We start from the raw sequence: 23934 nt of genomic DNA on the forward strand, positions 1-23934 counted from the left end.
GGACAAGGATAGGGCTCCGCTCGCCCCGTCCCGGTTGCTTCACCTCCGTGCCACGATGTGCAGGTTTGGTGAAGCGGTCCTGATAATCGCAGGCAGGTACGAATCTTGCACCGTTTTTCACGCCCCAGGCGTCGGGTGTTGTGTACTCGTTATGCCTGAGTCCCATTCGCCACGCCTCGCGCGCCAGGGGCTATACGCTTCAAAATCACACCAGAATTGGGCATTCTGCACGTGTGGCGACCTTGGACGTACGGCCCCGGATGCTCGACGCGCTGTCCGCACTGCGTGACCGTGTCGACGCCGCACGCTTCCCGCTCCCCCTCCCCGGCGCCGCCCGCGCCCGTCGAAACCGTGCCGAACTCCTGGCGCAACTCGATGACTACTTGGTGCCCCGGCTGTGCGCCCCCGAAGCGCCGCTGCTGGCGGTCGTCGGCGGATCCACCGGAGCCGGCAAGTCCACCCTCGTCAACTCCCTGGTGGGCCGCCGGGTCACTGCGGCCGGGGTCCTACGGCCGACGACCCGCACGCCAGTGCTGGTCTGCCATCCGGACGACCACCACTGGTTCGCGGGCCGACGGGTGCTGCCGGAGCTGCGCAGGATGTGGGTCCCGGCCCAGGAGATCACCGAGTACGAACCCTGCGACCTGCGGCAGATGCGGGAGCTGATGGGGACCCACGAACTGCTCGACCCGCGTGAGCTGCTGGAGCCGCACGCCGGGCGCAAGCCGCACGCCCAGGGCGGGTGCGGCGCGGCCGGCGGAGAGGAGGACGGCCGGGGCGACGACCCCGAGGAGCTCCCCGCGCTGCGCATCGAGACGGACCGGAGCCTTCCGCTCGGACTCGCCCTGCTCGACGCCCCCGACATCGACTCCCTCGTCGCCCGCAACCGCGACCTCGCCGCCGAGCTGATCTGCGCGGCCGACATCTGGGTACTCGTCACCACCGCGACCAGGTACGCCGATGCGGTGCCGTGGCACCTGCTGCGCACGGCGAAGGAGTTCGACGTCACGCTCGTCACCGTGCTCGACCGGGTGCCGCACCAGGTCGCCGCCGAGGTGTCCCGCCACTACGGCGCGCTGCTGGCGGCGGCGGGCCTCGGCGACGTGCCACGGTTCACGATCCCGGAACTCCCGGAGTCCGCCGGCGGCGGCAACGGGCTGCTGCCCGCCACGGCCGTCGCGGGGCTGCGGGCCTGGCTCGACCAGCGGGCGCAGGACCCGGCGGCGCACACCGTCGCGTCCGCCCGCACGGTCGCCGGGCTGCTGGCCTCGCTGGGATCCCGGCTGCCCGGTCTCGCGGGGGCCGCCGCGATGCAGCACGCCGCGGCCGTACGGCTGCTCCAGCGGGTGGAGGACGCGTACGGGCGGGCGAGTGAGCGGGTGCGGCAGGAGGTCGCCGCGGGCGAGGTGCTCGCCGGTGACGCGCTCACGCACTGGCGCGGACACCCCCAGGACAGCACCGCGGACGAGCTGCTCACCGCGCTCACCAGCTCGCTGGCGGCGGTGCTGAGCTGCGCCGTCGCGGCCGCCGACGAGGAGATCGCCGCGGCGTGCGCGGGCGACCCGGCGGCCGCCACCGTGCTCGCGCCGCGCGACCCGGACGGGGCGATCGGCCGGATCGGTGTGGCCGTACGCCGCTGGCGCCGCTGTCTGGAGGAGGTCGCGGAGGAGGCGGTGCGGACGGCCGAGCGCGGCACGGGCCTCGACCCGGACCGGGCCGGTGCCCTGCTCGCGGTGTCGCTGCTGGGCGGCCGCAGGTCCCGTACGGCGGGGGAGATCCTCGCCGGGACGCTCGGCCGGCAGGGCGTGCTGCGGCTGCGCGACCGAGGCGCGCAGCTGCTGGCCGACTGCCTTGAACGGGTGCTCGAAGGAGAGCGTGACCGCCGGACCGCGCCGCTCGAAGCGCTCGACATCACCCCCGACCACCAGGTCGAACTCATCGCCGCGCTGTCCGTACTGCAGAGGGAGAGGTGACCGCCGTGTCCACGTCCGACAGTCGTGAGGAAGTCGCCGAGAAGCCTGTCCCCGAGGCCGCGCGCGGCACGTGGGACGACGGGCTGATCGCGCGTCGTGCGCGCCCGGAGCGCGCGCCCCGTCCGTACGCCGTCCAGGAGATCCCGAGCGCTGAGCGCGCGGTCCGCACCGAGGACAGCGCGCCACAGGAGCGTGCGAACACCTCCGAGCGCTCCCTGTACGCGCCTGACCCCACTCCCACGCTCCCGGTCGGAGCCGTCCTCAGGCCCCGCCTGGACGCCCTGCGCGAGCTCGTGGGGCTGTCGCGGGCGCGGCTGGACCGGCGGACGCTCGCGGAGGCGGGGCGGGTGCTGGAGGAAGCGGCGGCCCGGCAGCGGCACTCGCTGGACCTGACCGTCGTGGCGATCGCCGGGGCGACGGGCAGCGGCAAGTCGACCCTCTTCAACGCCCTCGCCCGGACGCAGCTTTCGGAGGCCGGGGTGCGCAGGCCGACGACGGCCGTGCCGATCGCGTGCGCGTGGACGGACCGGGCGGACGGCGCGGACGGGCTGCTGGACCGGCTCGGCATCCCGCTGCGCGCGCGCCGGCAGCCGGTCCGCCCTTACGACCCGGGCATGCACGGTCTCGTTCTGCTGGACCTGCCCGACCACGACTCCGCGACACCCGGCCACCGCGAGCAAGTGGACCGGCTGCTGCGGCTGGTGGACGCGGTGATCTGGGTGGTGGACCCGGAGAAATACGCGGACGCGGTGCTGCACGAGCGCTATCTGCGGCCGCTGGCGGGCTACGCCGAGGTCACCTTCGTGGTGCTCAACCAGGTGGACCGGCTCTCGGAGGACGCCGCCGACCAGGTGCTCGACGACCTGCGACGACTGCTGGACGAGGACGGGCTGGCCCTGGGCGAACACGGCGAGCCGGGCGCCGTCGTGCTGGCACTCTCGGCGCTCACGGGGGCGGGGGTCGGCGAACTCCGCGAGACCCTCACCCAGTTCACGGCCGGGCGTAACGTGGCCGAGCGGCGGCTGGTGGCCGATGTGGACGGCGTCTCCGCGCGGCTGCGGCCCGCCTACGTGGCCCAGGGCCGGCCAGGGCTGACGGAGGCGGCGCGGCAGGAGTTCGAGGACCGGCTGGCGGAGGCCGTGGGCGCCCAGGCCGCCGGCCTCGCGGCGGAGCGCGCGTGGCTGCGCGACGCGGACCGCGCCTGCGGGACGTCCTGGACGCTGGCCCACCACTGGTTCGGACGGAAGCGGGGGGCGCGGAAGGCGGCACGCGTGAAGGAGAGCGCACAGCGGATCGCACTCGGGCGTACGAGCGAGCGCGCGAGCGGGAGCGCGCTCGGCGCCCCTGCGCCCCCCACGGCCACCGACGCCGTCGGAGCCCTCGCCGAGCTCGCGTCCTCGCCGTGCCGCACGGTGTCCCGGCCCCTGGTGGAACAGGCGGTACGGGCCCTGGCGTACGAGGCGTCCGCCGGGCTGCCCGACCCCTGGGCCCAGGCGGTACGGGAGGCGGCGGCCCGTGGCGCGGAGGGCCTGGCGGACGCCCTCGACACCGCGGCCTCGGAGGCGGCGGCCATGGCGAACCGCTGGACGGGACGGACCGGGGTGGGCCTGCGCGCACGCGGGCCGCGCACGGGAGCGGGAGGCCGCCACGCCAAGGGCGGCGGACCCCGCACGGAGGCGCGGGGCGTGACGACGTCCGGCGTGCTAGTCAGCGGAAGCGGCGGGTGGCGAGGTCCGGGGGAGGCGGGCGGACCCGCCCAGGCCCCCGCGCTCGTGGCCCAGGAACCCGCTACCTCCGAGCTGGTGCCCGCCGGGCTTGGGGAAACGGGCGGTGCGGGTGCCGGTGGCCGGAGCGGGGCGGTCGGCGCGGCCGGCGGTGCCGGCCGGTGCTCCGCCCCCCGGGACGCTTCCGCCAAGCGGGCCCGCTTCCCCCTTCCGCGTCTCGCGGCTGCCTCCAGACCCGTGAAGCGTTCCGGAAGCAAGGGCTCCGGGGAGCCGGGCAGCTCGCGTACGCGCTCGGGGCGGGTGAGCACCTGGCGCACACGCGGGGGTGCGCGCCCGGCGCGCCCCGGCTGGTGGGCTGTGGCCGGGGTGATGCAGGGCGCGCTCCTCGGGCTGCAACTGGCGGGGACGGTGTGGCTGATGGGCCTGGCGACGGAGGTGGTCGGGGGCGAGTGGTGGGCTCCCGGGCTGCTGCTGACGGGCGGGGGCGTGGGCGGCCCGGTGCTCACCTGGTGCTGCCGGATGCTGGCGCGGGGCCCGGCGCGGCGATACGGCCTGGAGACGGAGCGGCGCCTGCGCAGCGCGGCTGCCGGGTGCGGCCGGGAGCGCGTGCTGGAGCCGGTGGCGGCGGAGCTGCTGCGGTACCGGGAGGTGCGGGCGCAGTTCGTGATCGCGGCGGGCGGCTCGTAGGCGCCTGCGGCTGCGTTGAGCGGCCTGTGCGGGCCGCCGCCTGTCGGGCTTTTCACCTGCCGCGCCATGACCTGTTGGCCTGTCAGGTGTCGAGCCGTCACTCGCTGGGCCGGCACCTGCCGGAGCATCGCCCGTGCGCGCGGTCCTGCCGGCGGTGAGTGCCTGAGCGAGCTCGGACTCGGAGGCATCGCCCGTGCGTGCGGTCCTGCCGGATCCGTCAAGCCCGTCCGGTGTCCGTGAAGCTGCCCCGGTCGGCCCCCCACGGGTGACGGACATATCCACAAAGTGCTCGTCGTCCACAGCCCTCAGCGGGTTCGTGCGAGCGAGGGCAGCATGGGTCTCGTTGCAGGCCCAACGCGGTGGGGGAGGCGGCTCGGATGAACGAGACATTGGTGACGGTCGTGGGGAATGTCGCGACGCAGCCGGACTACAGAGAGGTGGCGAACGGCTCGGCGGTCTCACGGTTCCGGATCGCGGCGACGGTGCGCCGCTGGGACCGCGGCCGGGATGAGTGGGTCGACGCGTACACGAGCTTCTACACCGTGCGCGCCTGGCGCACGCTGGCCGCGAACGTGGTGGCCTCGGTCACGATCGGCGAACCACTCATCGTGCAGGGAAAGTTGCGGATCCAGGATCAGGAGCGGGACGGAAAACGGTGGCTCTCGGCGGAGATTGACGCCGTGTCGATCGGCCACGACCTCACTCGCGGCACCTCGGCCTTCCGCAGGGTCTCACCGGCCAGACCGCTGCCGGTCGAGCCGGTGTGGATGGCGGGAGCGAGAGCGGAGGCGATGGCTCCGCCGGGGGTGCGAAGGCCCGCTCCGGACGGTCCGCCGACGGGTCCGGGAGCTGTGGGGGCGGGGGCGGTGAGTGCGGGATTCGCCGGAGCCGGCGAGGTCGCGGCCGGGGCAACACCCTTGTGAAATGGGTGGTTTATCCCGCCGATTTATCGATAATGCCAGGTCAGGCGGCCTTCTCCGATAACGATTCCGATTCGGATCGGTTGGGCGGAGCCCTCGGTGGGGAAGCCGTCGCGCCCGCTCCTTAAGATCACGTTCGCAGCACGTGGCAACGGGGGCTTCTGAGTTTTGAGTTCGCTGGCGAGGCGTGTCGACTGGTTCTGCGCGCGCCCGGAAGGAAATCGATGACTTCTGTCAAGAGGCGGGGAGCAGCCCGCCTTGCCGCAGTGGCCTTGGTGTCGGGTCTGGCTGCGGTAGGCACGATAGTCGTGGCGGGCCCCGCCGCCGCGGAGGACGCGCCGAGGAATTCGGGCGGCGTCAGTGCCACCCTCGGCAGGATCACGGCCGGGTCGGGAGCCGTCGTCCACGACCGGCGCAAGACCGGCGACATGCAGGCGGGCCTGTTCGAGATGAAGGTCGAGGGCGGTGGCTCGCTCCAGACTTACTGCGTCGACATACTCACCAGCACCGTGGACGGCGCGAAGTACAAAGAGGTCGGCTGGGGCGAGTCGCCCCTCCACGGCAACAAGGACGCGGGCCGGATCCGCTGGATCCTCCAGCACTCGTATCCCCAGGTGAACGACCTCGCCGCGCTCGCCAAGGACGCCGACTCGGGCCCGCTCGACGCGAACACCGCCGCCGCGGGCACCCAGGTCGCGATCTGGCGCTATTCGGACGGCGTCCAGGTCGACGCCAAGGACGGCGCGGCCGAGAAGCTCGCCGACTATCTCTACAAGAACGCGCAGGACGTCGAGGAGCCCCCCGCGTCCCTGACGCTGACCCCGTCGGCGGTCTCCGGGAAGTCCGGCCACCGGCTCGGCCCGGTCACCGTCCGCACCAGCGCGAGCAGCGTCACCGTCACCCCGGCCGGGGACGCCGAGGCGAAGGGTGTGAAGATCGTCGACAAGGAGGGCAAGCCGGTCACCTCCACCGGCGACGGGGGCGAGCTCTATTTCGACGTGCGGCCCGGCGCCCGTGACGGCTCGCTGTCCCTGAAGGCCGCCGCCGTCACCAAGGCCCCGGTCGGCCGGGTCTTCATCGGCGACCACACCACCACGCAGAGCCAGATCCTGGCCGGCTCCAGCGAGAGCACCGTCTCCGCCACGGCCACCGCGACGTGGGCGGAGAAGGGCGCCATACCGGCCCTGTCCGCCAGGAAGAACTGCGCCAAGGGCGGCGTGGACATCACCGCCGACAACAAGGGCGACGCCCCATTTGCCTTCGATCTCGACGGGACCAGGCACTCCGTCCCCGCGGGCCGGTCGGAGACGACCTTCGTGAAGGTGGGCGAGGACCAGGCGTACCGCTTCACGGTCAAGGGTCCCAACGGCTTCACCAGGACGTTCTCCGGGATATTGGACTGCATGACCGCGGAGAGCGGCGCGGCCGCCGCCACCGACGGCGGCACGGCGGCGGGTACGGGCACCAAGGCGGAGCGCGCGTCCCGGATGCGCCCGGCCTCGGCCGGCGGCACGGGGAAGGGCGTGGTCAACGCCTCCGCCGAGGGTGACCTCGCCGAGACGGGCGGCAACCACACCGACCCCACGTTCACGGGCGTGGCGATCGCCCTGATCGTGGTCGGCAGTGGGGCGGTCTACCTCCTGCGCCGGCAGAAAGCGGCCTCCGGAGAGTGATCCCGGGCCCCGGCCGTGGTGCCCGGGCGGGCCGCACCCGCCCGCGCCCCTGGGGGCCGGACGTGGCTGCCGCCCGACCGTGCGCTCCGGGGCCGGGCGGCAGCCACTCGACCGCGCCGCCATGGGAGCGGCCGGCTGCGGACCGACCGCGCCCCACGGGGTCGGGCGGCTGCCGAACGACCGCGCGCCACCGGACCGGATGGCCGCAGTCTGACCGTGTGCCCCCGGGGGCGGACGGCGGCCGCTTCCGGCCCGCGCGGCGCTCGACCGCGTACGGCTGTGACCAACCCGTTTCCGCCCGGGGCTACCAGTCCGGCATGATGGGGTGTATCTGCCCTCACGCGGCGGAGCCGCACATTGGCCCTTCTCGATTGCCGGACGGTTTCTCTTGGCTGAGTACATCTACACCATGCGCAAGACGCGCAAGGCGCACGGCGACAAGGTCATCCTCGATGACGTGACGCTGAGCTTCCTGCCCGGTGCGAAGATCGGTGTGGTCGGCCCCAACGGTGCCGGTAAGTCCACCGTGCTCAAGATCATGGCGGGTCTGGAGCAGCCGTCCAACGGCGACGCCTTCCTGTCGCCGGGCTACAGCGTCGGCATCCTCATGCAGGAGCCGAAGCTGGACGAGGCCAAGACGGTCCTGGAGAACGTCGAGGACGGCGTCGCGGAGATCAAGGGGAAGCTCAACCGCTTCAACGAGATCGCCGAGCTGATGGCGACGGACTACTCCGACGCGCTGCTGGAGGAGATGGGCAAGCTCCAGGAGGACCTGGACCACGCCAACGCCTGGGACCTCGACGCCCAGCTGGAGCAGGCCATGGACGCGCTGGGCTGCCCGCCCGGCGACTGGCCGGTCGTCAACCTCTCCGGTGGTGAGAAGCGCCGCGTCGCTCTCTGCAAGCTGCTGCTCGAGGCCCCCGACCTGCTGCTCCTCGACGAGCCCACCAACCACCTCGACGCCGAGTCGGTGAACTGGCTGGAGCAGCACCTCGCCAAGTACGCCGGCACCGTCGTGGCGATCACCCACGACCGGTACTTCCTGGACAACGTCGCCGAGTGGATCCTGGAGCTCGACCGCGGCCGCGCCATCCCCTACGAGGGCAACTACTCCACCTACCTGGAGAACAAGGCCGCCCGTCTGAAGGTCGAGGGCCAGAAGGACGCGAAGCGCGCCAAGCGCCTCAAGGAAGAGCTGGAGTGGGTCCGCTCCAACGCCAAGGGCCGCCAGGCCAAGTCCAAGGCACGTCTCGCTCGCTACGAGGAGATGGCCGCCGAGGCCGACAAGATGCGGAAGCTGGACTTCGAGGAGATCCAGATCCCGCCGGGCCCGCGCCTGGGCTCCGTCGTGGTCGAGGTCAACAACCTCTCCAAGGCGTTCGGCGAGAAGGTCCTCATCGACGACCTGTCCTTCACGCTGCCGCGCAACGGCATCGTGGGCGTCATCGGCCCGAACGGCGCGGGCAAGACCACGCTGTTCAAGATGATCCAGGGCCTGGAGACGCCGGACTCCGGTTCGATCAAGGTCGGCGACACCGTCAAGATCTCCTACGTCGACCAGAGCCGCGCCAACATCGACCCCAAGAAGACGCTGTGGGCCGTCGTCTCCGACGAGCTGGACTACATCAACGTCGGCCAGGTCGAGATGCCGTCCCGCGCCTATGTCTCGGCGTTCGGCTTCAAGGGCCCGGACCAGCAGAAGCCGGCCGGTGTGCTCTCCGGTGGTGAGCGCAACCGCCTGAACCTGGCGCTGACCCTCAAGCAGGGCGGCAACCTGCTGCTCCTCGACGAGCCGACGAACGACCTCGACGTCGAGACCCTCTCCTCGCTGGAGAACGCCCTGCTCGACTTCCCGGGCGCCGCGGTGGTCGTCTCCCACGACCGCTGGTTCCTGGACCGGGTCGCGACGCACATCCTGGCGTACGAGGGCGACTCCAAGTGGTTCTGGTTCGAGGGCAACTTCGAGTCGTACGAGAAGAACAAGATCGAGCGCCTCGGCCCGGACGCGGCCCGTCCGCACCGCGCCACCTACAAGAAGCTCACCCGGGGCTGACCGTGGCGCGTCACGTGTACTCGTGCCCCATGCGCTGGTCGGACATGGACGCGTTCGGCCATGTGAACAACGTGGTCTTCATCCGCTATCTCGAAGAGGCGCGGATCGACTTCATGTTCCGGCTGGCGCCGGGGGAGGGGAGCGCGTCCTTCACGGGCGGCTCCGTCGTGGCCCGGCACGAGATCGACTACCTGCGCCCCCTGGTGCACCGGCATGCTCCGGTGACCGTCGAGACGTGGGTGACGAAGCTGGGTGCGGCGTCCCTGACCGTCGCCTATGAGGTCAAGGACGAGGACCGGGTGTACGTGAGGGCCACCACCGTCGTCGTGCCGTTCGACTTCGAGGCGGGCCGCCCGCGGCGGATCACCGCCGAGGAGCGGGCCTTCCTGGAGGAATACCGGGACGACGACGGGGATCCGGACGGCCGCCCCGCCGCGAAGGGGGCCGTCGCCGCATGACGGAGCGATCCGTTCCGTACGGGCAGCGGCTGTGCTTCGCCGATGCCGGGGAGGCGGCCGACCTGGCCGCCTTCCTGGCCCGGCTGATCCACTACGACCGGGCCGCCGCGGTCCGGATCCAGGCGAGCGGCGGGGTGCTGGGCGTCTTCGGCCGCCCGCCGTCCTTCGAGGTCCTCGCCATCCGCACCGCGCGGCTCGCCGAGCCCCCGGCGGGCGGGGAGCGGACCGTGCTGGACACCACCGTCTCCGCCGGCCAGCTCGCCGACGCCCTGGACGCGGCGGAGGCGGCTCCCGGCGCCGGGCCGGTCGTCATCGTCCCCGAGGCCGTCACGGGCCCGCCGTGGGCCGGGGTGCTGCCCCCGCGCAGCGGCTGGCAGCGCGTCGAGGGCCTGCCCGACGTGGAGGCCGTGCGGGGCGCCGTGGCCGCCGCCGTCGCCGAGTTCCGCACCCGGGACGGGGCCCTGCCCGATCAGCGGCGCACGCGCACCGAGCGGGACCGCATCGGCCGGGAGATCTGGTCCCGCACCCTGGGCGGGACGGCGCTGCCGCTGCGCGCGGTGCACGCCGCCCAGTCGCTGGGCTTCCTGCGGCCCGTACGGACCGCGGCGGCCGCCGGGCCCGCCGTGGGCCGGGCCGGTGCCGCGCTCGCCTTCGGCCCCGAGCCGCTGACGCTCTTCGCCGCGGGCGGCTGGCTGCGCCTGCGCACCCCGTACGGCTCGGTCGCCGTGCGCACGGGCGGCCTGCAGGGTCTGACGGTCACGCCCGCCTGAGGCGCGCCGTGACCACGGGCAGGGGCGCCCGGAGCGGCGCCCCTGCCCGGGCTCAGCCCTCGGTGTTGATCATCGAGGCGGCGGCGTAGGTCAGGTACTTCCACAGCTGCTCGGCGTGCGCCGGGGAGAGCTCCAGCTCGTCGACCGCGACCCGCATGTGCCGCAGCCACGCGTCGTGCGCGGCGCGGTCCACCGCGAAGGGCGCGTGCCGCATCCGCAGCCGCGGGTGGCCGCGATTGTCGCTGTACGTACGGGGGCCGCCCCAGTACTGGATCAGGAAGAGGAGCAGGCGCTCCTCGGCGGGGCCGAGGTCCTCCTCCGGGTACATCGGCCGCAGCAGCGGGTCCTCGGCGACGCCCTGGTAGAAGCGGTGGACCAGGCGCCGGAAGGTCTCCTCGCCGCCCACCTGCTCGTAAAACGTCTGCTCCTGCAGTGTGCCGCGCGGAATCTCAATCACCCCTCCATGGTCTCAGACCACACGGCCGACGACCGGAGAAGTAGGACCATCGCCCTTTCCGGGGCCGCCCGCGCGCCCGGCAGCCTTCGCACCCCGCCCGGCGGCGGCGCACCCTGGACACATGGCCGATGACGCCTACGACCGAGAGCTCGCGGCCGCCCTGCGCGCCGGGCTCGTACGGGAGCTGACCGCCCGCGGCGAGCTGGCCGACCCCCGGTGGCGGCCCGCCTTCGAGCAGGTCCCGCGCGAGCTGTTCGTGCCGTACTACTACGTGGGCGCGCCCGGTGGATACCGGCGGCACTCCCGTGCCGACCCGGACCCCCGGGCCCGCGAAGCCTGGCTGACGGGGGTCTACGCGGACGAGCCGCTGGCCACGTACGTCCGGGACGGCGAGCTGATCTCCTCCAGCAGCCAGCCGTCCCTGATGGCCGGGATGCTCGCGGTCCTGGACCCCCGGGAGGGCCACGCCGTCCTGGAGATCGGCGCGGGCACCGGCTACAACGCCGCCCTGCTCGCGCACCGCCTGGGGGACGCCGCCGTCACGACCGTCGATCTCGACCCCGAGATCACGGAAGCCGCCCGCGCGCACCTCGCGGAGGCCGGTTTCCACCCCACGGTCGTCACCGGCGACGGGGCGCTCGGCTGCCCGTCACGCGCCCCCTTCGACCGGATCATGGCCACCTGTGCCCTGCCCTCCGTGCCGCCCGCCTGGATCGCGCAGAGCAGGCCGGGCGCGCTGGTCCTCGCCCCGCTCGCCACCGGGCTGATCGCCCTGCGGGTCACGGACGCGGCACACGCGGAGGGGCGGTTCCTGCACACACCGGCCTACTTCGTGCCGCTGCGTGGTGCCGCCGTGCCACCGGTGCCCGACCGGAGCGGCATCCCCTGCCGCCTGCTGCGAAACGATCAGTTCCAGTTCCTGCTGGCGGTGAGCCGGATGGCACCGGCGGACGCCCTCGCCCTGTGGCACGACGAAGGCCGCCCGCCGCGCGAACGCTACGGCCTGACCGTGGCCGGGGACCGCCAGTGGACCTGGCTGGACACCCCGGACGGCCCCTGGCGGTGGCCCCTGGACCGGGAGATCAGCCCCGGCGGAGTGTGATCGTGGTCCAGGCGCCCACGTGCACCCGGTCGCCGTCGTGGAGCGGCACCGGCACGTACGGCTGGATGGGCTCCTCCGAGCCGTTGATCGTCGTGCCGTTGGTGGAGTCCTGGTCGACGACCGCCCAACTGCCGTCCGGCTGCTGCACCAGCATGGCGTGCTGGTGCGAGACGCCCGGATCCTCCGGCGGCCGGGACAGGTCGATGTCCGGGGACTCCCCGGTGCTGTGCCGGCGGCGGCCGATCGTCACCTGCGGGCCGCTCAGCGGGAGCTGGAGCTCGGGGGAGTAGGCGGGCAGGTTCAGCCCGGCCGCCTCCGGCCCGCTGCGGTTCATCATCGCCAGGAAGTAGTCGCGGTCCGGTGCCACCACAGCCGTCCAGCCCGCGGCCGCGGCGGGCGGCCCCGCCTGCGGCGGCACGCCCTGCGGCGCCCCCTCGGCCGCGGGCTCCTGATACTCCTGATACGGCGACGCGTGCTCCGCGTACGGATACGCCGACGCCGGCGCGGAGTTCGGGGGCGAGAGCATCCAGTCGCCGTCGTCGCCGTACGACGGAGTCGCCGGGTGGGTCTCCGGAGTGAGCGGCTCGGCCGGGCGGTTGATCCGGGACGGACGCGAACCGTAGTACTCGTACGACTGCGGCGGCTGCGTGTGCTGCGGGGCAGGCGGCGGCGCCGACTGGAGGTCCCGCGCCTGCGGCACCGGCGGCGGCCCGAACGAAGCCCCCGTGTGCGTCAGGAAGTTGTGCCGGCACTCCTCGCAGAACGGCGCCTGCGCCTCACGCGGCGTACGGCACCGCGGGCACAGCTCCGCCTGGACGGTCGTCTCCCCGTAATAGCCACCGCCCGGGCCGGACAGGGGCGGTGCGGAGGGCGGTGGTGGCGGGGGCACGGCACCCGCGGGGGCGGCCGCCGACATCCGGTGGCCGCACACCTCGCACCAGTCGTCGGCCGCCGACTGGTGGCCGTTCGGGCAGGTCGGCATGTCGGTTGATCCCCCTTGTGTGCCGTTTCGTCGCCGGTCTGTGCACCGGTCGCTCGCACCGGATCGTCTCACCGGGCCGCGCACCGGTGACCGCCGGGCCGCCACCGGACCGGGGCGGACCCGGCCCGGACCGAGGCGCGACGCCCGGCCGGTCTGCCGCCGGGAGGCTCCACCGCGGCCCTGGCGGCCGCCGCGCGCCCCCGCGCGGTTCCTCGCTACCTCTTCACTCGTACGGTCTTGGTCGAGCGCGTTTCGAGCGTCATCCGGGCCTCGGCCGTGACCTTCGCCTTCAGCCGCACAGTACCCGTCGCGGCGTCCACGACGTCCACCACTTTCGCCAGGAGTTTCGCGGTGTCCTCATTGCCGGACCGGTTCGCCAGCTGCACGGCGCGGCCGAGCTTGGCCGTGGCCCCGTCGACGTCACCCGACTTCCGCAGGTCCAGGCCCTGTTGGATGACCTCGGCCAGCTCGGCCTGGCCGGTGTAGTGGGCCACCTGGGGGTTGATGGACGTCGACGCCGCCGGGTCGTCCGTCCAGATGGCCCGGACCAGCCCCTGCGCGAGCACCTCCGGCGGGGAGCCGTCCGGCGACGGCAGCACGAGCGAGACCCGCGCGGCCAGCATCTCCTCGCCCACCGCGGCACTCGGCACCCGTACGCCCACGTGGTAGTCGCGCGACTCGTCGCCCCACGAGCCCGTCGGATAGTCGCCCGTGCGCGGCCCCGACTCCGCGCGCCTGCCCGTCAGGTCCCCCATCGACGGCGCGACCTGCTTGACGAACCGCACCTCCGCGCCCTGCGGGGTCCACAGCCGCAGCGCGATGTCCGCGACCTCCTTGCCCATGGTGGCCTGCATCATGCGCGTGAAGTCCGTGGCCAGCCCGGCCGGATCGGCGACGATGTCGGCCGTGCCCAGCAGCGCCGAGGCGATGCCGGTGACCTCCTTGACCTCCCAGTCCGTCCCCACGCCCCGCGCGTCACAGGTGAACCGGCCCGCGCACACGTCCAGCGTGGCCCGCAGCGCCTCCGGCTCCTCGTGCTCGTTGCGGCCGTCGGTCAGCAGGATGCCGTGGCGTATCGCGGCACCGGAGGCGTCCAGCAGCCGGTCGGCCAGGCGCAGCCAGGTGCCGATCGCGGTGCCGCCGCCCGGAGTGAGCTTGCGCAGCGCCTCCTTGGCCTGCTGCCGGGTGACGGGACCGGCCACCGCGAGCCGGCCGCCGCCCGGATACGCCTCCTTCGCCTGGTGCGTTCCGGCCACCACGGCGAAGGCCACGCCGTCGCGCAGGGTGTCGATGGCGGCAGCGGTGGCATCGCGGGCGTTGCGCATCTTGGTGGGCGGATAGTCCATCGAGCCCGAGCAGTCGACCATGATGACGACGGCGGCGTCCGGGGCCTGCGCCCGGGGCGCGTGCCCCGCCGGGGAGAGCTGGGCGGGGATGGGCGTCTCTCCCGTCGCGCTGCCACCGGTCGAGGTGCCGGTCGAGGTGACCGTGACGATCGCGTCGACATCGCGGCCGCCCTCGGGCAGATGGGCGTTCTGATACACCTCGACCGCGAACCGGGGCACACCCGGCTTGGAGAAAGTGGCCATCTGATCCGCTCCTCGGTACTCGGCAAAGCAACAAGTGGGCGGGGACGGCCGCGCGCCCGGCACCGCGGCGTGCATCCCCCGTGGACACGCGCGTCAGGCCGATCCTGCCCCTTCGAGCGGCAGCGGGAACGGCAGGACCGCCACCGTTACGTTGTCGTGGCCCCCTCCGTCGAGCGCGTGGGCCAGCAGCTGCCGCGCGCACTCCAGCGGCCGCTGACGGGCGTCCGCCGGGGTGATCGCGGCCATGTGCTCGGCGGATTCGGCGTAGTTCCACAGCCCGTCGGTGCACACGATGACGACGCCCTCCCGGTCCGGGTGGAACGACGCGGTATGCGGCTCGACCTCGTACGCGTCGGCGCCCAGCCAGCCGGTGATCGCGTGGGCGCGCTCGTCCGCGTACGCCTCGGCCTCCGTGAGCAGGCCCGCCGCGACCATCTGGGCGGCCCACGAGTCGTCCTCGGTGAGCCGGGCGGGCTGGGTGGCGCGGTCCTCCGGCACCCAGTAGGCGCGGCTGTCGCCGATCCAGCCCACCGTCAGGAGGTCGCCGGTGATGACGGCGCTGACGATGGTGCAGGCGGGGGCGTTCTCATGGCGGTACCCCTCGTGCCGCCGGGCCTCTTCCGCGGGCGGTGCCGAGGCCAGCGCGGTGACCGCCTCGGCGGCCTGGACGATCGCGTCGTGGGTGGCCTGCCGGGGGTCCGTACCCGCCGGCAGGGCCGCCACGAGCCGCTCGCGCGCCGCGGCGCACGCGGCCGCCGATGCCTCGTCGGGCCGGGTGGCGGACGACACGCCGTCACTGACGACGGCGACGGTGGCGGGGCCGCCGTCCGCGAGTGCCACGGTGGACACGGCGTACGCGTCCTCGTTCCGGTGGTGGCGCAGGCCGCGGTCGCTGACCGCCGCGACGCCTGGCAACTGGTGCTCCATGTGATCCCGTTCGCGCGGCTGTGCATGACCGCAGTGTTCGCAGTACCCGTCCTTGTCGATCATGCCGGATCGGCAGGACCCGCAGATCCTGCCGGTGCCGTCCGCGCCGGGGTGCGCGTGGCCCGGCTCCGGCGGCGCGCCGAAGGCACCGTGCGCCGCCTGCGCGGGCACACCCCCGAACGCGCGCGTCTCACGCGGGTCCGGGCCGGTCCCGGGCGCCGCGGAGGCATCACCGCCGGGCGGCGGCCCCGGGACGGTCCGGCCGGCCGCCCGCGCGGCCGCGTGCCCCTCCGGCGCCGGGCGCGGAGCCGCGGGAGACCCGGCCGGCGGCAGCGGCGGCGCCGAGAGATCGGCACCGCAGCCGCCGCAGAAATTGTCGGCCGGCTCCAGCGGCTCGTGGCAGGAGGGACATACCGTCAGCTGTGGGGGGCGCGGCAGTTGCGACATCGATCACACCCATGTCCTGGGGCGGAGACGGTTGGCCCGCTCCACCAGTTCGATCCGTTCCTCACCGCGCTGGGCGAGGCGCGCGAGCACGCGGTACGAGCGCTCCAGCCCGAACCGCAGCCCGCGCTCGTCCAGGCCGCAGCCGAGCAGCGTGGCGGTGCGCCCGGGGAGCACGGCCGCGCCCGGCGGGGCCGACAGCACCCGGTCCAGGGCGGTGCCGAGCACCTCCGTGCACAGCCGCTCCCGCCGCACGGCGTCCAGCCCGAAGTCCGCGAGCCGCTCCACCTGGCCGGCCGCGGCCAGCAGGTCGTCCAGCCGCACGTCCTGGGGGAGGCGTCCGCGCAGCCGGGCCCGTACCGCCGCGACCCGTGCCGCCGTGCAGTGGACGGACGCCTCCGGTATGGACTCCAGCGCGGCCACGGCACCCGCCCGGTCACCGGCGGACAGCCGCACCCGGGCCAGCCCGAACGCGGCGCCGACGAAGCTCTGGTCCGTCTCCCACACCAGGCGGTAGTACTCGGCGGCGTTGTCGAGCTGCCCCAGCACCTCCGCGCACACCCCCAGCGCCAGCTTCGGCGCGGGCTCGCCCGGGAAGGCGTCGTAGACGGCGTCGAAGGACAGCGCGGCCGTCTCGCGGTCACCGGTGGCCAGCGCGTGCAGCCCGCGGTACCAGACGACCCGCCAGTCCTCGGGGTGCGCGGCTTCCAGCGCCTCGATCGCCTTCGTCGCGAGCTCCTCCTCGCCGAGCTCCAGCTGGGCCCGCACGCGCCGCAGCCGCAGCTCCGGCGAGGGCGTGGGCGCCGCCTGGAGCGCGGCGTGGAGCTCGGCGGGCTGCGAGGCCAGCAGGCCCGCCAGGAAGCCCGCGTTGGGGTCGTTCGGGTCGACCAGCGGAACCGGCAGGGCCAGCGCCGCGGCCCGGGTGTCCAGCGGGGTGACGGCCGCCGCCCGGCCGGTGCCCGGGCCCGCGGGCTGCCGCTGCGCGGGCACCGCGGCGGCCGCGGTCTTACGGCCGCGGCCCGTCACCCGGGCGCCCAGCACCGAGGTCTCGCAGACCGCCTCCTCGAACAGCCGGGTGTCCACCACCCGCAGCTCGGGCCCGAACAGCGTCGACAGCGCGGGCCGCGGCCGCCCCGTCTCGAGCGCGACGACCTCCCGCAGCACGCCCGTCAGCTGGTCCGCCATCTCCTGCGCGGACCCGAACCGCCGCCCCGGATCGGGGTCGGTCGCCCGGACGAGCAGCCGGTAGAAGGACTCGTAGCGGGTGAAGACCTCGATGTGGTCGGGGTCCGGGAGGCTGTCGGCGAAGACGTTGGTGTAGCCCTGGAAGTCGAAGGTGAGCACCGCCAGCGTGCGGGCCACCGTGTAGAGGTCGGAGGCGACGGACGGACCCACCTCCGCGACCTCCGGCGCCTGGTAGCCCACGGTGCCGTAGATCGCGCTGTCGTGGTCGTCCATCCGCCGGACCGCGCCCATGTCGATCAGCTTGAGCTGGTCCTGCTGCTGGATGGCGTTGTCGACCTTGAAGTCGCAGTAGAGCAGGTTGCGGCTGTGCAGATGGCCCAGCGCCTCCAGGGCCTCGATGCCGTACGCGCACGCCTGCCCGACCGGCAGCGGGTCGCGCCGCCCGTCCGGCTGCCGCCGCCCGTTGGCGATCTCCTTGAGCGACTTGCCGCCCACGTACTCCATGACGATGTAGCCGTCGAGGCTGCCGGTCCGCTGGTCGAGGTGCTCGACGAAGTTGTAGATCCGGACGATGTTGGCGTGCTCGATCTCCGCGAGGAAGCGCCGCTCGGAGACGGCCACCGCCAGCGCGTCCTCGTCACCCGTGTCCAGCAGGCCCTTGAGGACTACCCAGCGGTCGGAGACGGCGCGGTCCACGGCGAGATAGATCCAGCCCAGCCCGCCGTGCGCGAGGCAGCCCGCGACCTCGTACTGCCCGTGCACCACGTCGCCCGCCCGCAGCTTCGGCACGAAGGAGTACGGGTGCCCGCACTTGGTGCAGAAGCCCTCCGTGCGCCCCGGCAGGTCCCCGCGCGAACGGCCCACCTGCGCACCGCAGTCGCCCTTGCTGCAGAACCGCTTCCGCTCGGGCACCTGAGGGTTCTCCAGCACCGCCGCGCGCGGATCCGGGCGCGGCACCTCCGGCACACTCACCAGCCCGGCGCCCAGCTTGCCGCGCCCGGAGGCCGGGGCCGCCGAGGAGTGCGAGCTGCGCACCGACACCGACCGGGTGCCCGCCGTGCCCCCGGACCCCTGGGAGCCGCCGGACGGCGAGCGCGACAGCCTGCCGGACACCGACCGGCGGGAGGACGAGGACCGGGACGATCCCGACGACGAGCCGGACGCGGACCGCCCCGAAGGGCCGCTCGGGCCCGAGCCCAGGCCCCCGGCCGTCATCCCGGTGGCCGGGGACGCCAGCATGCCGTGCGGCGAGACCACCGGGGTCAGCCCGCAGGTGTCGCAGTACAGCTCACCGCCGCCCACGTCCTCGTACGCCCCGGCGCAGCCCGGGCGCTGGCAGGCAACGCTCAAGATTCCCCCCTACGGTCCACGGGCTCCGGGGCCCCGGTCGGTGGCGGCGCCAGCGCGTCGGCGAGCGCCTGCTGATAACGCAGAACGGCCATTTCGGCGGCCACCAGATCACATGGCGCGCTCCACAGCATGCGGCGCGCCGCGTCGTGCCGCTCGATCAGGAAGGAGTCCTCCGTCAGGCCGTGCCTGCCCGCCTTCGCGCGGTACGCGTCCAGCCGCCCGCGCAGCTCGGCCCGCACGGCCAGCGGGGCGGTCACCGCGGCCAGCGACTCGCGGGCCCGCAGCAGTTCGTCCTCGGCCCGCTGCTCCAGGCCCTCCAGCAGCGGCGACAGGCGGTGCCACCGCGCGTGCCTGCGGTGGTCGGCCGCCGCCGCCAGCTGCTCGTACAGCGCGGTCGGCGGGCCCGACACGGCGGGCACCTCGAACGCGGCGATCTTGGACAGGACCTCGGCGCGCGCCTGCCGCGCCTCCGTCAGCGTGCGGTCGGCCCGCGAGAGGACGTCCCGCACCTGGAGCAGCCGCTGCTCGGCGTCCTGCCGGACGTCCAGGACGGCCTCGACCTCGCGGCGTACGTCCTCCAGGGCGCGGGCCGCGCGGTCGTAGCGCCCGGTGTCGGGGCGGCCGCCGCCCGGCGCGGAGCTCGGCGACGCGCCCGCCCAGAAGGCCAGCGGATCGGCTATCACCTCGGACCGCAGCGCGGCCAGCTCCAGGGTGATCTCCTCCAGGTCGTCGCCGGAGGGGTGCTCGCCGGGCCGCACGCCGACCGAGTGGGCCAGGGAGCGGACGCGCTGCAACTCCGCGGTCAGCAGGTCGATCCGCGCGGGCAGCGCCGACCAGACCGCGTCGGCGGTGACCACCACGTCGAGCGCCTGGGCGTACCAGCCGTTCATCCGCTCCAGGAGCTCCTGGAGGCTCAGCCGCTCGCTCAGGCGGGCGGCGGTGCCCTCGGCGGCGAGGGTGAGCGTGGCGTCGCCGGGCAGGGTGACGCCGCTGCCGCGCAGCAGCTCGGTGAGCTCGGACAGCTCGGCCTGGCTGGGCCAGCGGCGCCGCGCGCGCAGCTCGCGGGCGGCCGTCAGGGCCGCCGTATAGGCGTCGAAGCACACCCACAGCCGGCTGATGAGCAGCTCGGCCGCCGCCCACCGGCTCTTGGTGGTGCCGGTGAGCTCCGCCCCCTCCAGGAGGCGGCGCCCCGCGTGGTCCTGGAGGGCGAGCAGCGAGGTCTCGACGGCCTCGTGCTCGGCGCCGAGCCTCGCCAGCGCACGGTCCACCTCCTCGCGGCTCAAGGCCGGCCCGGTGGGCCCCGCGACCGCCATCGGTCCCCTCTCCTGTCCGCGGCCCTGCCGCCGACCTCTCCTCAACGGTGGTGCCCGTCGCTCCTCGCGCGTGCCCGCTGTCAGTCCCGGTACTCGGGTGCCGGCGGGGCGTCGGCCTCACCGAGGCCGGAGGCGAGCCAGTGCTGGTACGCCTTCATCCATGGGCTGTTGGCGCCACCGCTGCGGTAGTCCTCCAGCACCTTGTTGACCCGGCGTACCAGGTCCACGTCCTTGAGGTTCATCGCCACGCCGTACGGTTCGGTGGTGAACGGCTTTCCGACCAGCTGCACGGAGGGGTCCTGGGCGGCCTGACCGGCAGCCAGGGCGTTGTCGTTGACCACCGCGTCGACCTGGCCCAGCTGGAGCCGCACCAGGCAGTCGAGGTGGTTGGGGACGGTCACCAGGGTCGAACCGTGCGGCTCTTCCCGCACCTTGGCCTCCGCCGTGGATCCCTCGGCCGTACAGACCTTCTTCCCCTTCAGCGAGTCGTCGAACGCCTTCACCGGCGACCCCTTGGGGACCAGCACCTGCTGCCCCGCCTCGAAGTAGGCCGTGGAGAAGGCGACTTGGCCGATCCGGGTGCAGTTGACGGTCATGGTGCGCGCGACGATGTCCACCTTGCCCGACTGCACGGCGGGGATGCGGCGGTTGGTGGGGATCGTGAGGAAGACGACCTTGTCCGGGTCGCCCAGGATGTCCTTGGCGATGGCGCGCACCAGGTCGATGTCGAAGCCGCTCAGCTCGTTGGTGGCGGGATCGCGGTAGCCCCAGCGGTAGCTGTTCTGGTCGACGCCCGCGATCAGCTTGCCGCGGGCCTTGATGCGCCGGACGGCCGGGCCGTCCAGATCGCCCGTCGGCCGCAGACTCGCCTCCGGGTCGGTGCACTTCGGCGCCGCGGCGTCGCGCGCCGGCCCGGCGGCCGCGGCCGGGGGCCGCTCCGGGCGCTCCGCGGCGGCGCCGCCCTGGACGGGCAGCAGCACGGCGGCCGTCGTCGCCAGCGCGCAGCCCGCCGCCGTCACGGCCGTGAGCAGTGGCCTGGAGCGCACTCGTGTGCCGAGCGCCCGCAGTGGTGCGTTCACGCCCTCGCCTCCCCCCGTCACCGGTACTCCGACAGTCTGCGCCCGATGCCGAGGACGGCGCCCGCCGCCCCCAGGACGGCGAGCACGGCGGCGCCGGCCGCCAGGCCCGAGAGCGCGCCGCGCCCGTCGTCCGCCGCCTGCCGGAACTCGTTCTGCTCGTGGTCCAGGGCCTGCCGCAGCTCGTCGTCGACGCGGTCGAAGGACTCGCCCGTGCTGCCCTTGTCGCCGATGACCTCCGAGACGGCCTTGTCGTAGAACCCGCCGTCGTCGGCCGCGCGGGCGTCGCCGTGCCGGCGCTGCCACTCCCGTACGTCCGCGATCGCCGCGTCCACGGGGTCGCGCCCGGCGCGGTCGTCGGCGAGGCCGCGGGCGCGGTCCAGGAGGGAGCCGGCGGCGGGGCCGCCGTGGCCGCCGCCGATGAGCTTGTCCATGCCCTCGCGGTAGCTCGTCTCGTACGCGTCGTCGCCGCTCTTGGTGAGGACGGCGCCGCGCGCGACCAGGGTGAGGTTCTCGTCGCCGCGGGCCTGGAGGGAGCCGATCCGGGCCTCGTTGAGGACCTGGAGGGACTCGGCGCCGTGGGAGGAGGAGCGCTCCAGGCCGGAGCGGGCCACCGCGTGGCCGACGGCCAGCCAGAGCAGCGCCACCGTGGCGGCGCCGGTCGCGGCCAGCAGGCCGTGGTTGAAGACGCGGTTGGTGCGCAGGAAGGAGCGCCGCTGGGCCCAGCCGAGCGCGGCGAGGGCCAGTACGCCGGTGCCCAGGGCGGCCCAGGGCCAGGACTCGGCGTCGGTGTAGTCGGAGCCGAGGCGGGCGGTCTCCGATTCGTAGAGCCCGCGGGCGGCGGGCAGCAGCCGGTCGCGCATCCGGTCGCCCGCGTAGCGCAGATAGGCGCCGCCGAGGGGGAGGCCCTGCCGGTTGTTGGCGCGGGCGGCCTCCACCAGGCCGGTGTACTGCGGGAGCTCGGCGTTGAGCTCGGCGATCCGGCCGCGGGAGGCGTCCGGGCCGCTGCTGTCGGTGGCGGCCTTGACCAGCAGCTCGGAGGCGCGCGCGATGTCCTTCTCGTAGCGCTCGCGGACCGCGCGCGGCTCCTGCGCGCCCGCGAGGAAGCCGCTCGCGGCGGTGGTGTCGGCGTCGGCGAGGGAGCGGTAGATGTCGGCGGCGTCGGCGCTCAGCGGCTGGCTGCGGTCCACGACGGCGTCGGCCGCGGAGGCCCGGGATGACACCTGCCAGGCGGTGACCGTGCCGAAGGCGACCAGCAGCACGGCCAGGACGGCGCCGATGATCCGCAGCCGCCCGGGCTCGGTCGTCGCCGCGGCCCGCAGCCGGTCGAGCGCCTCGCGCCAGGCCGGTGACCGCTCGGGCGGGCCCGGTGGCACGGGCGAGGCGGGCGGAGGCGCGGGCGTCGCCGGCGCGACGGCTCCGGCCGGCTGCGGATAGGACACGAGACCTCCCCCTCGGTCGCTGAGGGCGGCCCGTCATCCGGTGCGGTGGAGGACAGGTGCCCGGCCAGTCAGTATGGCCGCAGGGACTGACAAACACACCGGCCTCCGGCCGATCTTGTTCGGATCGGGATCTTCGCCGGGGCCCGCGTCGGCCTCTGTACCCCACCACGTACGGCGGGCCCGTTCGGTTCCCGGGCCCGGCCGGACGACCGTCAGCGGTCGTAGGTGTAGAACTTCGTGTGGTCGAGCATGTCGGCCGGAGTGACGTTGTTCCAGGGGCGCATGGTGTCGTTGAGGTCCACGACGTTCGGGGTGTTGCCGGCGGGCAGATAGCCCGAAGTGGGGTGCATGCGCTGCCAGTCGGACCACAGCTTGTCGATGAAGCAGTGGTGCAGCCAGAAGACCGGGTCGTTGGGGGAGGTACCGGTGGCCATGTGGCCGCCGATCCACACGTGCACGCTGTTGTGGATCCGGCCCGGACCGCGCCAGCCCTCCAGGAGGTTGCGGAAGCCGCTCTCCGACTGGCCGTTCCAGGGCGCCACGTCGTAGACGGGCACGGCGAGCACGGCGTCCACCTGCGCCCGCGTGGGCAGCTGGCCGCCGGCGCCCAGCTCGCGCTGGAGGTAAGGGCGGTTGTCGACGCTGACGTTGATGTTCCACTTGCCCGTGGAGTACGCGAACGGGCCGGTGGTCACCTGGGCGTCACGGCTGCGGCCGTTGCCGCCGAGGAAGTCGGCGCCCCAGATGGAGGCGTTGGTCCCGCGGTCGGCGGTCCAGTCCCAGTAGGGGAGCGAGACCGAGGAATCTATCTTCTGGAGCTCCTGCTCGAACTGGATCAGGAAGCGGCGGTGCCACGGCAGGAAGGACGGCGCGTGGTGGCCCACGCGGTCGCTGTCGTCGCGGTCGCTCATGATGAACTGGTCGTGCGTCCGGACGAAGTCGTCGTAGCCGCCCTTGCGCTTCAGCTCCAGCACGGCGTTGACGAAGTTCCGCTTCTCGGTAGCGGTGAGGTTCGCCTGGTTCTTGCGCACTGCCATGGGGTGTCGTGTCCTTTCGGGTCGGGTTCGTGGGAGGGCAGTGACGCGTCAGTGGGCCATCGTCATCGGGACGAGCGTGGCGCCCCGGAGCTTCTCGACGGCGGCACGGGCGAGCGCGCGCGGGTCGTCGAGGGGGAGGTAGTGATTCACGACGCTGATCCAGGTCCCGTCGCCGAGCCGCATGATGTGCAGCTCACGGTCGTCTATGAAGACCGCGAAGGTGCCGCCGTGGTGGGCGCTCATGCTGCCGGGCTCGGCGGCCTTACCGACGATGTGCCGGCCCTGGTAGATCTCGTCGAACGGCTGGGGAGCGGTGTGTCCGGTGTGGCCGGAGTGGTCCATGGTGCCTGCCATGGCGCTCCGGGTGGCGGCCATCGCGGTCGGAGCGGCCAGTGCGGCACCGGCCACGGCCACGGCGGTCCCTCTGAGTACAAGACGTCGGGTGACGTTGGACGACATGGGTCGAACCCCCCTCGAAAGGTGATCAGGTGCAGGGTTGTCACGAATGCACCCGCAAATCCCTTTTGATGGCGGTTGCTTGTTGTATTTCGTGATCAATCCATGCGGACCGGATGTTTGCACGGGTGCCGGGAGGGTGAGGAATGGTTGGCCGCTTTATGGACATTCGGTGCGTGAAAGGTCAACTATCGTCAAGGGAGAAGTTTCTGGCGTATGGCGTTATTGACGCCGTGTCAGGAGATTCTTCAGCCGAAAATGATCTTGAGTGGCATTTCTTCGGAACGCACCCGTCCGCAGTGACGGTTCTCACGGC

Annotated in this window: 18 protein-coding genes; 8 read left to right on the forward strand and 10 right to left on the reverse strand. The window is 73.6% G+C overall.

Annotated elements, in window-relative coordinates:
* Positions 1 to 242: 242 nt before the first annotated feature.
* From ACH427_RS07565 to ACH427_RS07595, 7 genes are all read left to right on the forward strand, one after another.
* A complete protein-coding gene (locus ACH427_RS07565) occupies positions 243 to 1973 on the forward strand; it encodes a dynamin family protein (protein WP_398868591.1) in 1731 nt (576 codons plus the stop codon).
* Positions 1970 to 4384: a GTPase gene (locus tag ACH427_RS07570; RefSeq protein WP_398868481.1), complete on the forward strand. Its 2415-nt coding sequence runs from the start codon at positions 1970 to 1972 to the stop codon at positions 4382 to 4384. Before ACH427_RS07565 ends, ACH427_RS07570 begins: the two co-directional genes overlap by 4 nt.
* Before the next feature lie 377 nt (positions 4385 to 4761).
* Positions 4762 to 5307: a single-stranded DNA-binding protein gene (locus ACH427_RS07575; RefSeq protein WP_398868482.1), complete on the forward strand. Its 546-nt coding sequence runs from the start codon at positions 4762 to 4764 to the stop codon at positions 5305 to 5307.
* A 221-nt stretch (positions 5308 to 5528) separates the two neighbouring features.
* Positions 5529 to 6977, forward strand: coding sequence for a Cys-Gln thioester bond-forming surface protein (locus ACH427_RS07580; protein WP_398868483.1), 1449 nt, complete (start codon positions 5529 to 5531; stop codon positions 6975 to 6977).
* A gap of 388 nt (positions 6978 to 7365) precedes the next feature.
* Positions 7366 to 9030 carry an energy-dependent translational throttle protein EttA gene (gene ettA, locus ACH427_RS07585; RefSeq protein WP_398868484.1) on the forward strand — a complete coding sequence of 555 codons (1665 nt, stop codon included), beginning with the start codon at positions 7366 to 7368 and terminating at the stop codon, positions 9028 to 9030.
* Positions 9031 to 9032: 2 nt separating this feature from the next.
* Entirely contained in the window at positions 9033 to 9488 is a 456-nt protein-coding gene (locus tag ACH427_RS07590) for an acyl-CoA thioesterase (protein ID WP_398868485.1), read from the forward strand.
* Entirely contained in the window at positions 9485 to 10258 is a 774-nt protein-coding gene (locus ACH427_RS07595; RefSeq protein WP_398868486.1) for a hypothetical protein, read from the forward strand. The genes ACH427_RS07590 and ACH427_RS07595 overlap by 4 nt, the downstream gene beginning before the upstream one ends.
* A gap of 52 nt (positions 10259 to 10310) precedes the next feature.
* On the opposite strand, the gene ACH427_RS07600 is transcribed toward ACH427_RS07595, so the two are convergent.
* Positions 10311 to 10715 carry a globin gene (locus ACH427_RS07600; protein ID WP_398868487.1) on the reverse strand — a complete coding sequence of 135 codons (405 nt, stop codon included), beginning with the start codon at positions 10713 to 10715 and terminating at the stop codon, positions 10311 to 10313.
* 121 nt (positions 10716 to 10836) lie between these two features.
* On the opposite strand from ACH427_RS07600, the gene ACH427_RS07605 reads away from it, so the two are divergent.
* Positions 10837 to 11817: a methyltransferase domain-containing protein gene (locus ACH427_RS07605; RefSeq protein WP_398868488.1), complete on the forward strand. Its 981-nt coding sequence runs from the start codon at positions 10837 to 10839 to the stop codon at positions 11815 to 11817.
* Here ACH427_RS07605 and ACH427_RS07610 read toward each other — a convergent pair.
* The 9 genes from ACH427_RS07610 to ACH427_RS07650 form a co-directional block, all read right to left on the reverse strand.
* A complete protein-coding gene (locus ACH427_RS07610; RefSeq protein ID WP_398868489.1) occupies positions 11798 to 12799 on the reverse strand; it encodes an FHA domain-containing protein in 1002 nt (333 codons plus the stop codon). The two genes, ACH427_RS07605 and ACH427_RS07610, sit on opposite strands and share 20 nt — an antisense overlap.
* A gap of 215 nt (positions 12800 to 13014) precedes the next feature.
* Entirely contained in the window at positions 13015 to 14388 is a 1374-nt protein-coding gene (locus tag ACH427_RS07615) for a VWA domain-containing protein (protein WP_398868490.1), read from the reverse strand.
* Positions 14389 to 14481: 93 nt separating this feature from the next.
* Positions 14482 to 15762 carry a protein phosphatase 2C domain-containing protein gene (locus ACH427_RS07620; protein WP_398868491.1) on the reverse strand — a complete coding sequence of 427 codons (1281 nt, stop codon included), beginning with the start codon at positions 15760 to 15762 and terminating at the stop codon, positions 14482 to 14484.
* A gap of 3 nt (positions 15763 to 15765) precedes the next feature.
* The gene (locus ACH427_RS07625) at positions 15766 to 18294 is read right to left on the reverse strand and encodes a tetratricopeptide repeat protein (RefSeq protein ID WP_398868492.1); all 2529 of its coding nucleotides are present in this window, start codon (positions 18292 to 18294) and stop codon (positions 15766 to 15768) included.
* Positions 18291 to 19607, reverse strand: a complete 1317-nt coding sequence (locus ACH427_RS07630) for a hypothetical protein (RefSeq protein WP_398868493.1) — start codon at positions 19605 to 19607, stop codon at positions 18291 to 18293. Before ACH427_RS07630 ends, ACH427_RS07625 begins: the two co-directional genes overlap by 4 nt.
* An 80-nt stretch (positions 19608 to 19687) precedes the next feature.
* On the reverse strand, positions 19688 to 20686 hold the full coding sequence (locus tag ACH427_RS07635; RefSeq protein ID WP_398868494.1) for a glutamate ABC transporter substrate-binding protein: 999 nt from the start codon (positions 20684 to 20686) through the stop codon (positions 19688 to 19690).
* A 17-nt stretch (positions 20687 to 20703) separates the two neighbouring features.
* A complete protein-coding gene (locus ACH427_RS07640; RefSeq protein WP_398868495.1) occupies positions 20704 to 22125 on the reverse strand; it encodes a hypothetical protein in 1422 nt (473 codons plus the stop codon).
* A gap of 212 nt (positions 22126 to 22337) precedes the next feature.
* Positions 22338 to 23162: a tyrosinase family protein gene (locus ACH427_RS07645; RefSeq protein ID WP_398868496.1), complete on the reverse strand. Its 825-nt coding sequence runs from the start codon at positions 23160 to 23162 to the stop codon at positions 22338 to 22340.
* Positions 23163 to 23210: 48 nt separating this feature from the next.
* Positions 23211 to 23570 carry a tyrosinase cofactor gene (locus tag ACH427_RS07650; protein WP_398868497.1) on the reverse strand — a complete coding sequence of 120 codons (360 nt, stop codon included), beginning with the start codon at positions 23568 to 23570 and terminating at the stop codon, positions 23211 to 23213.
* Positions 23571 to 23934: the final 364 nt, after the last annotated feature.

It is taken from the genome of Streptomyces sp. NPDC020379 (genome assembly GCF_044387105.1).
Classification (GTDB): domain Bacteria; phylum Actinomycetota; class Actinomycetes; order Streptomycetales; family Streptomycetaceae; genus Streptomyces.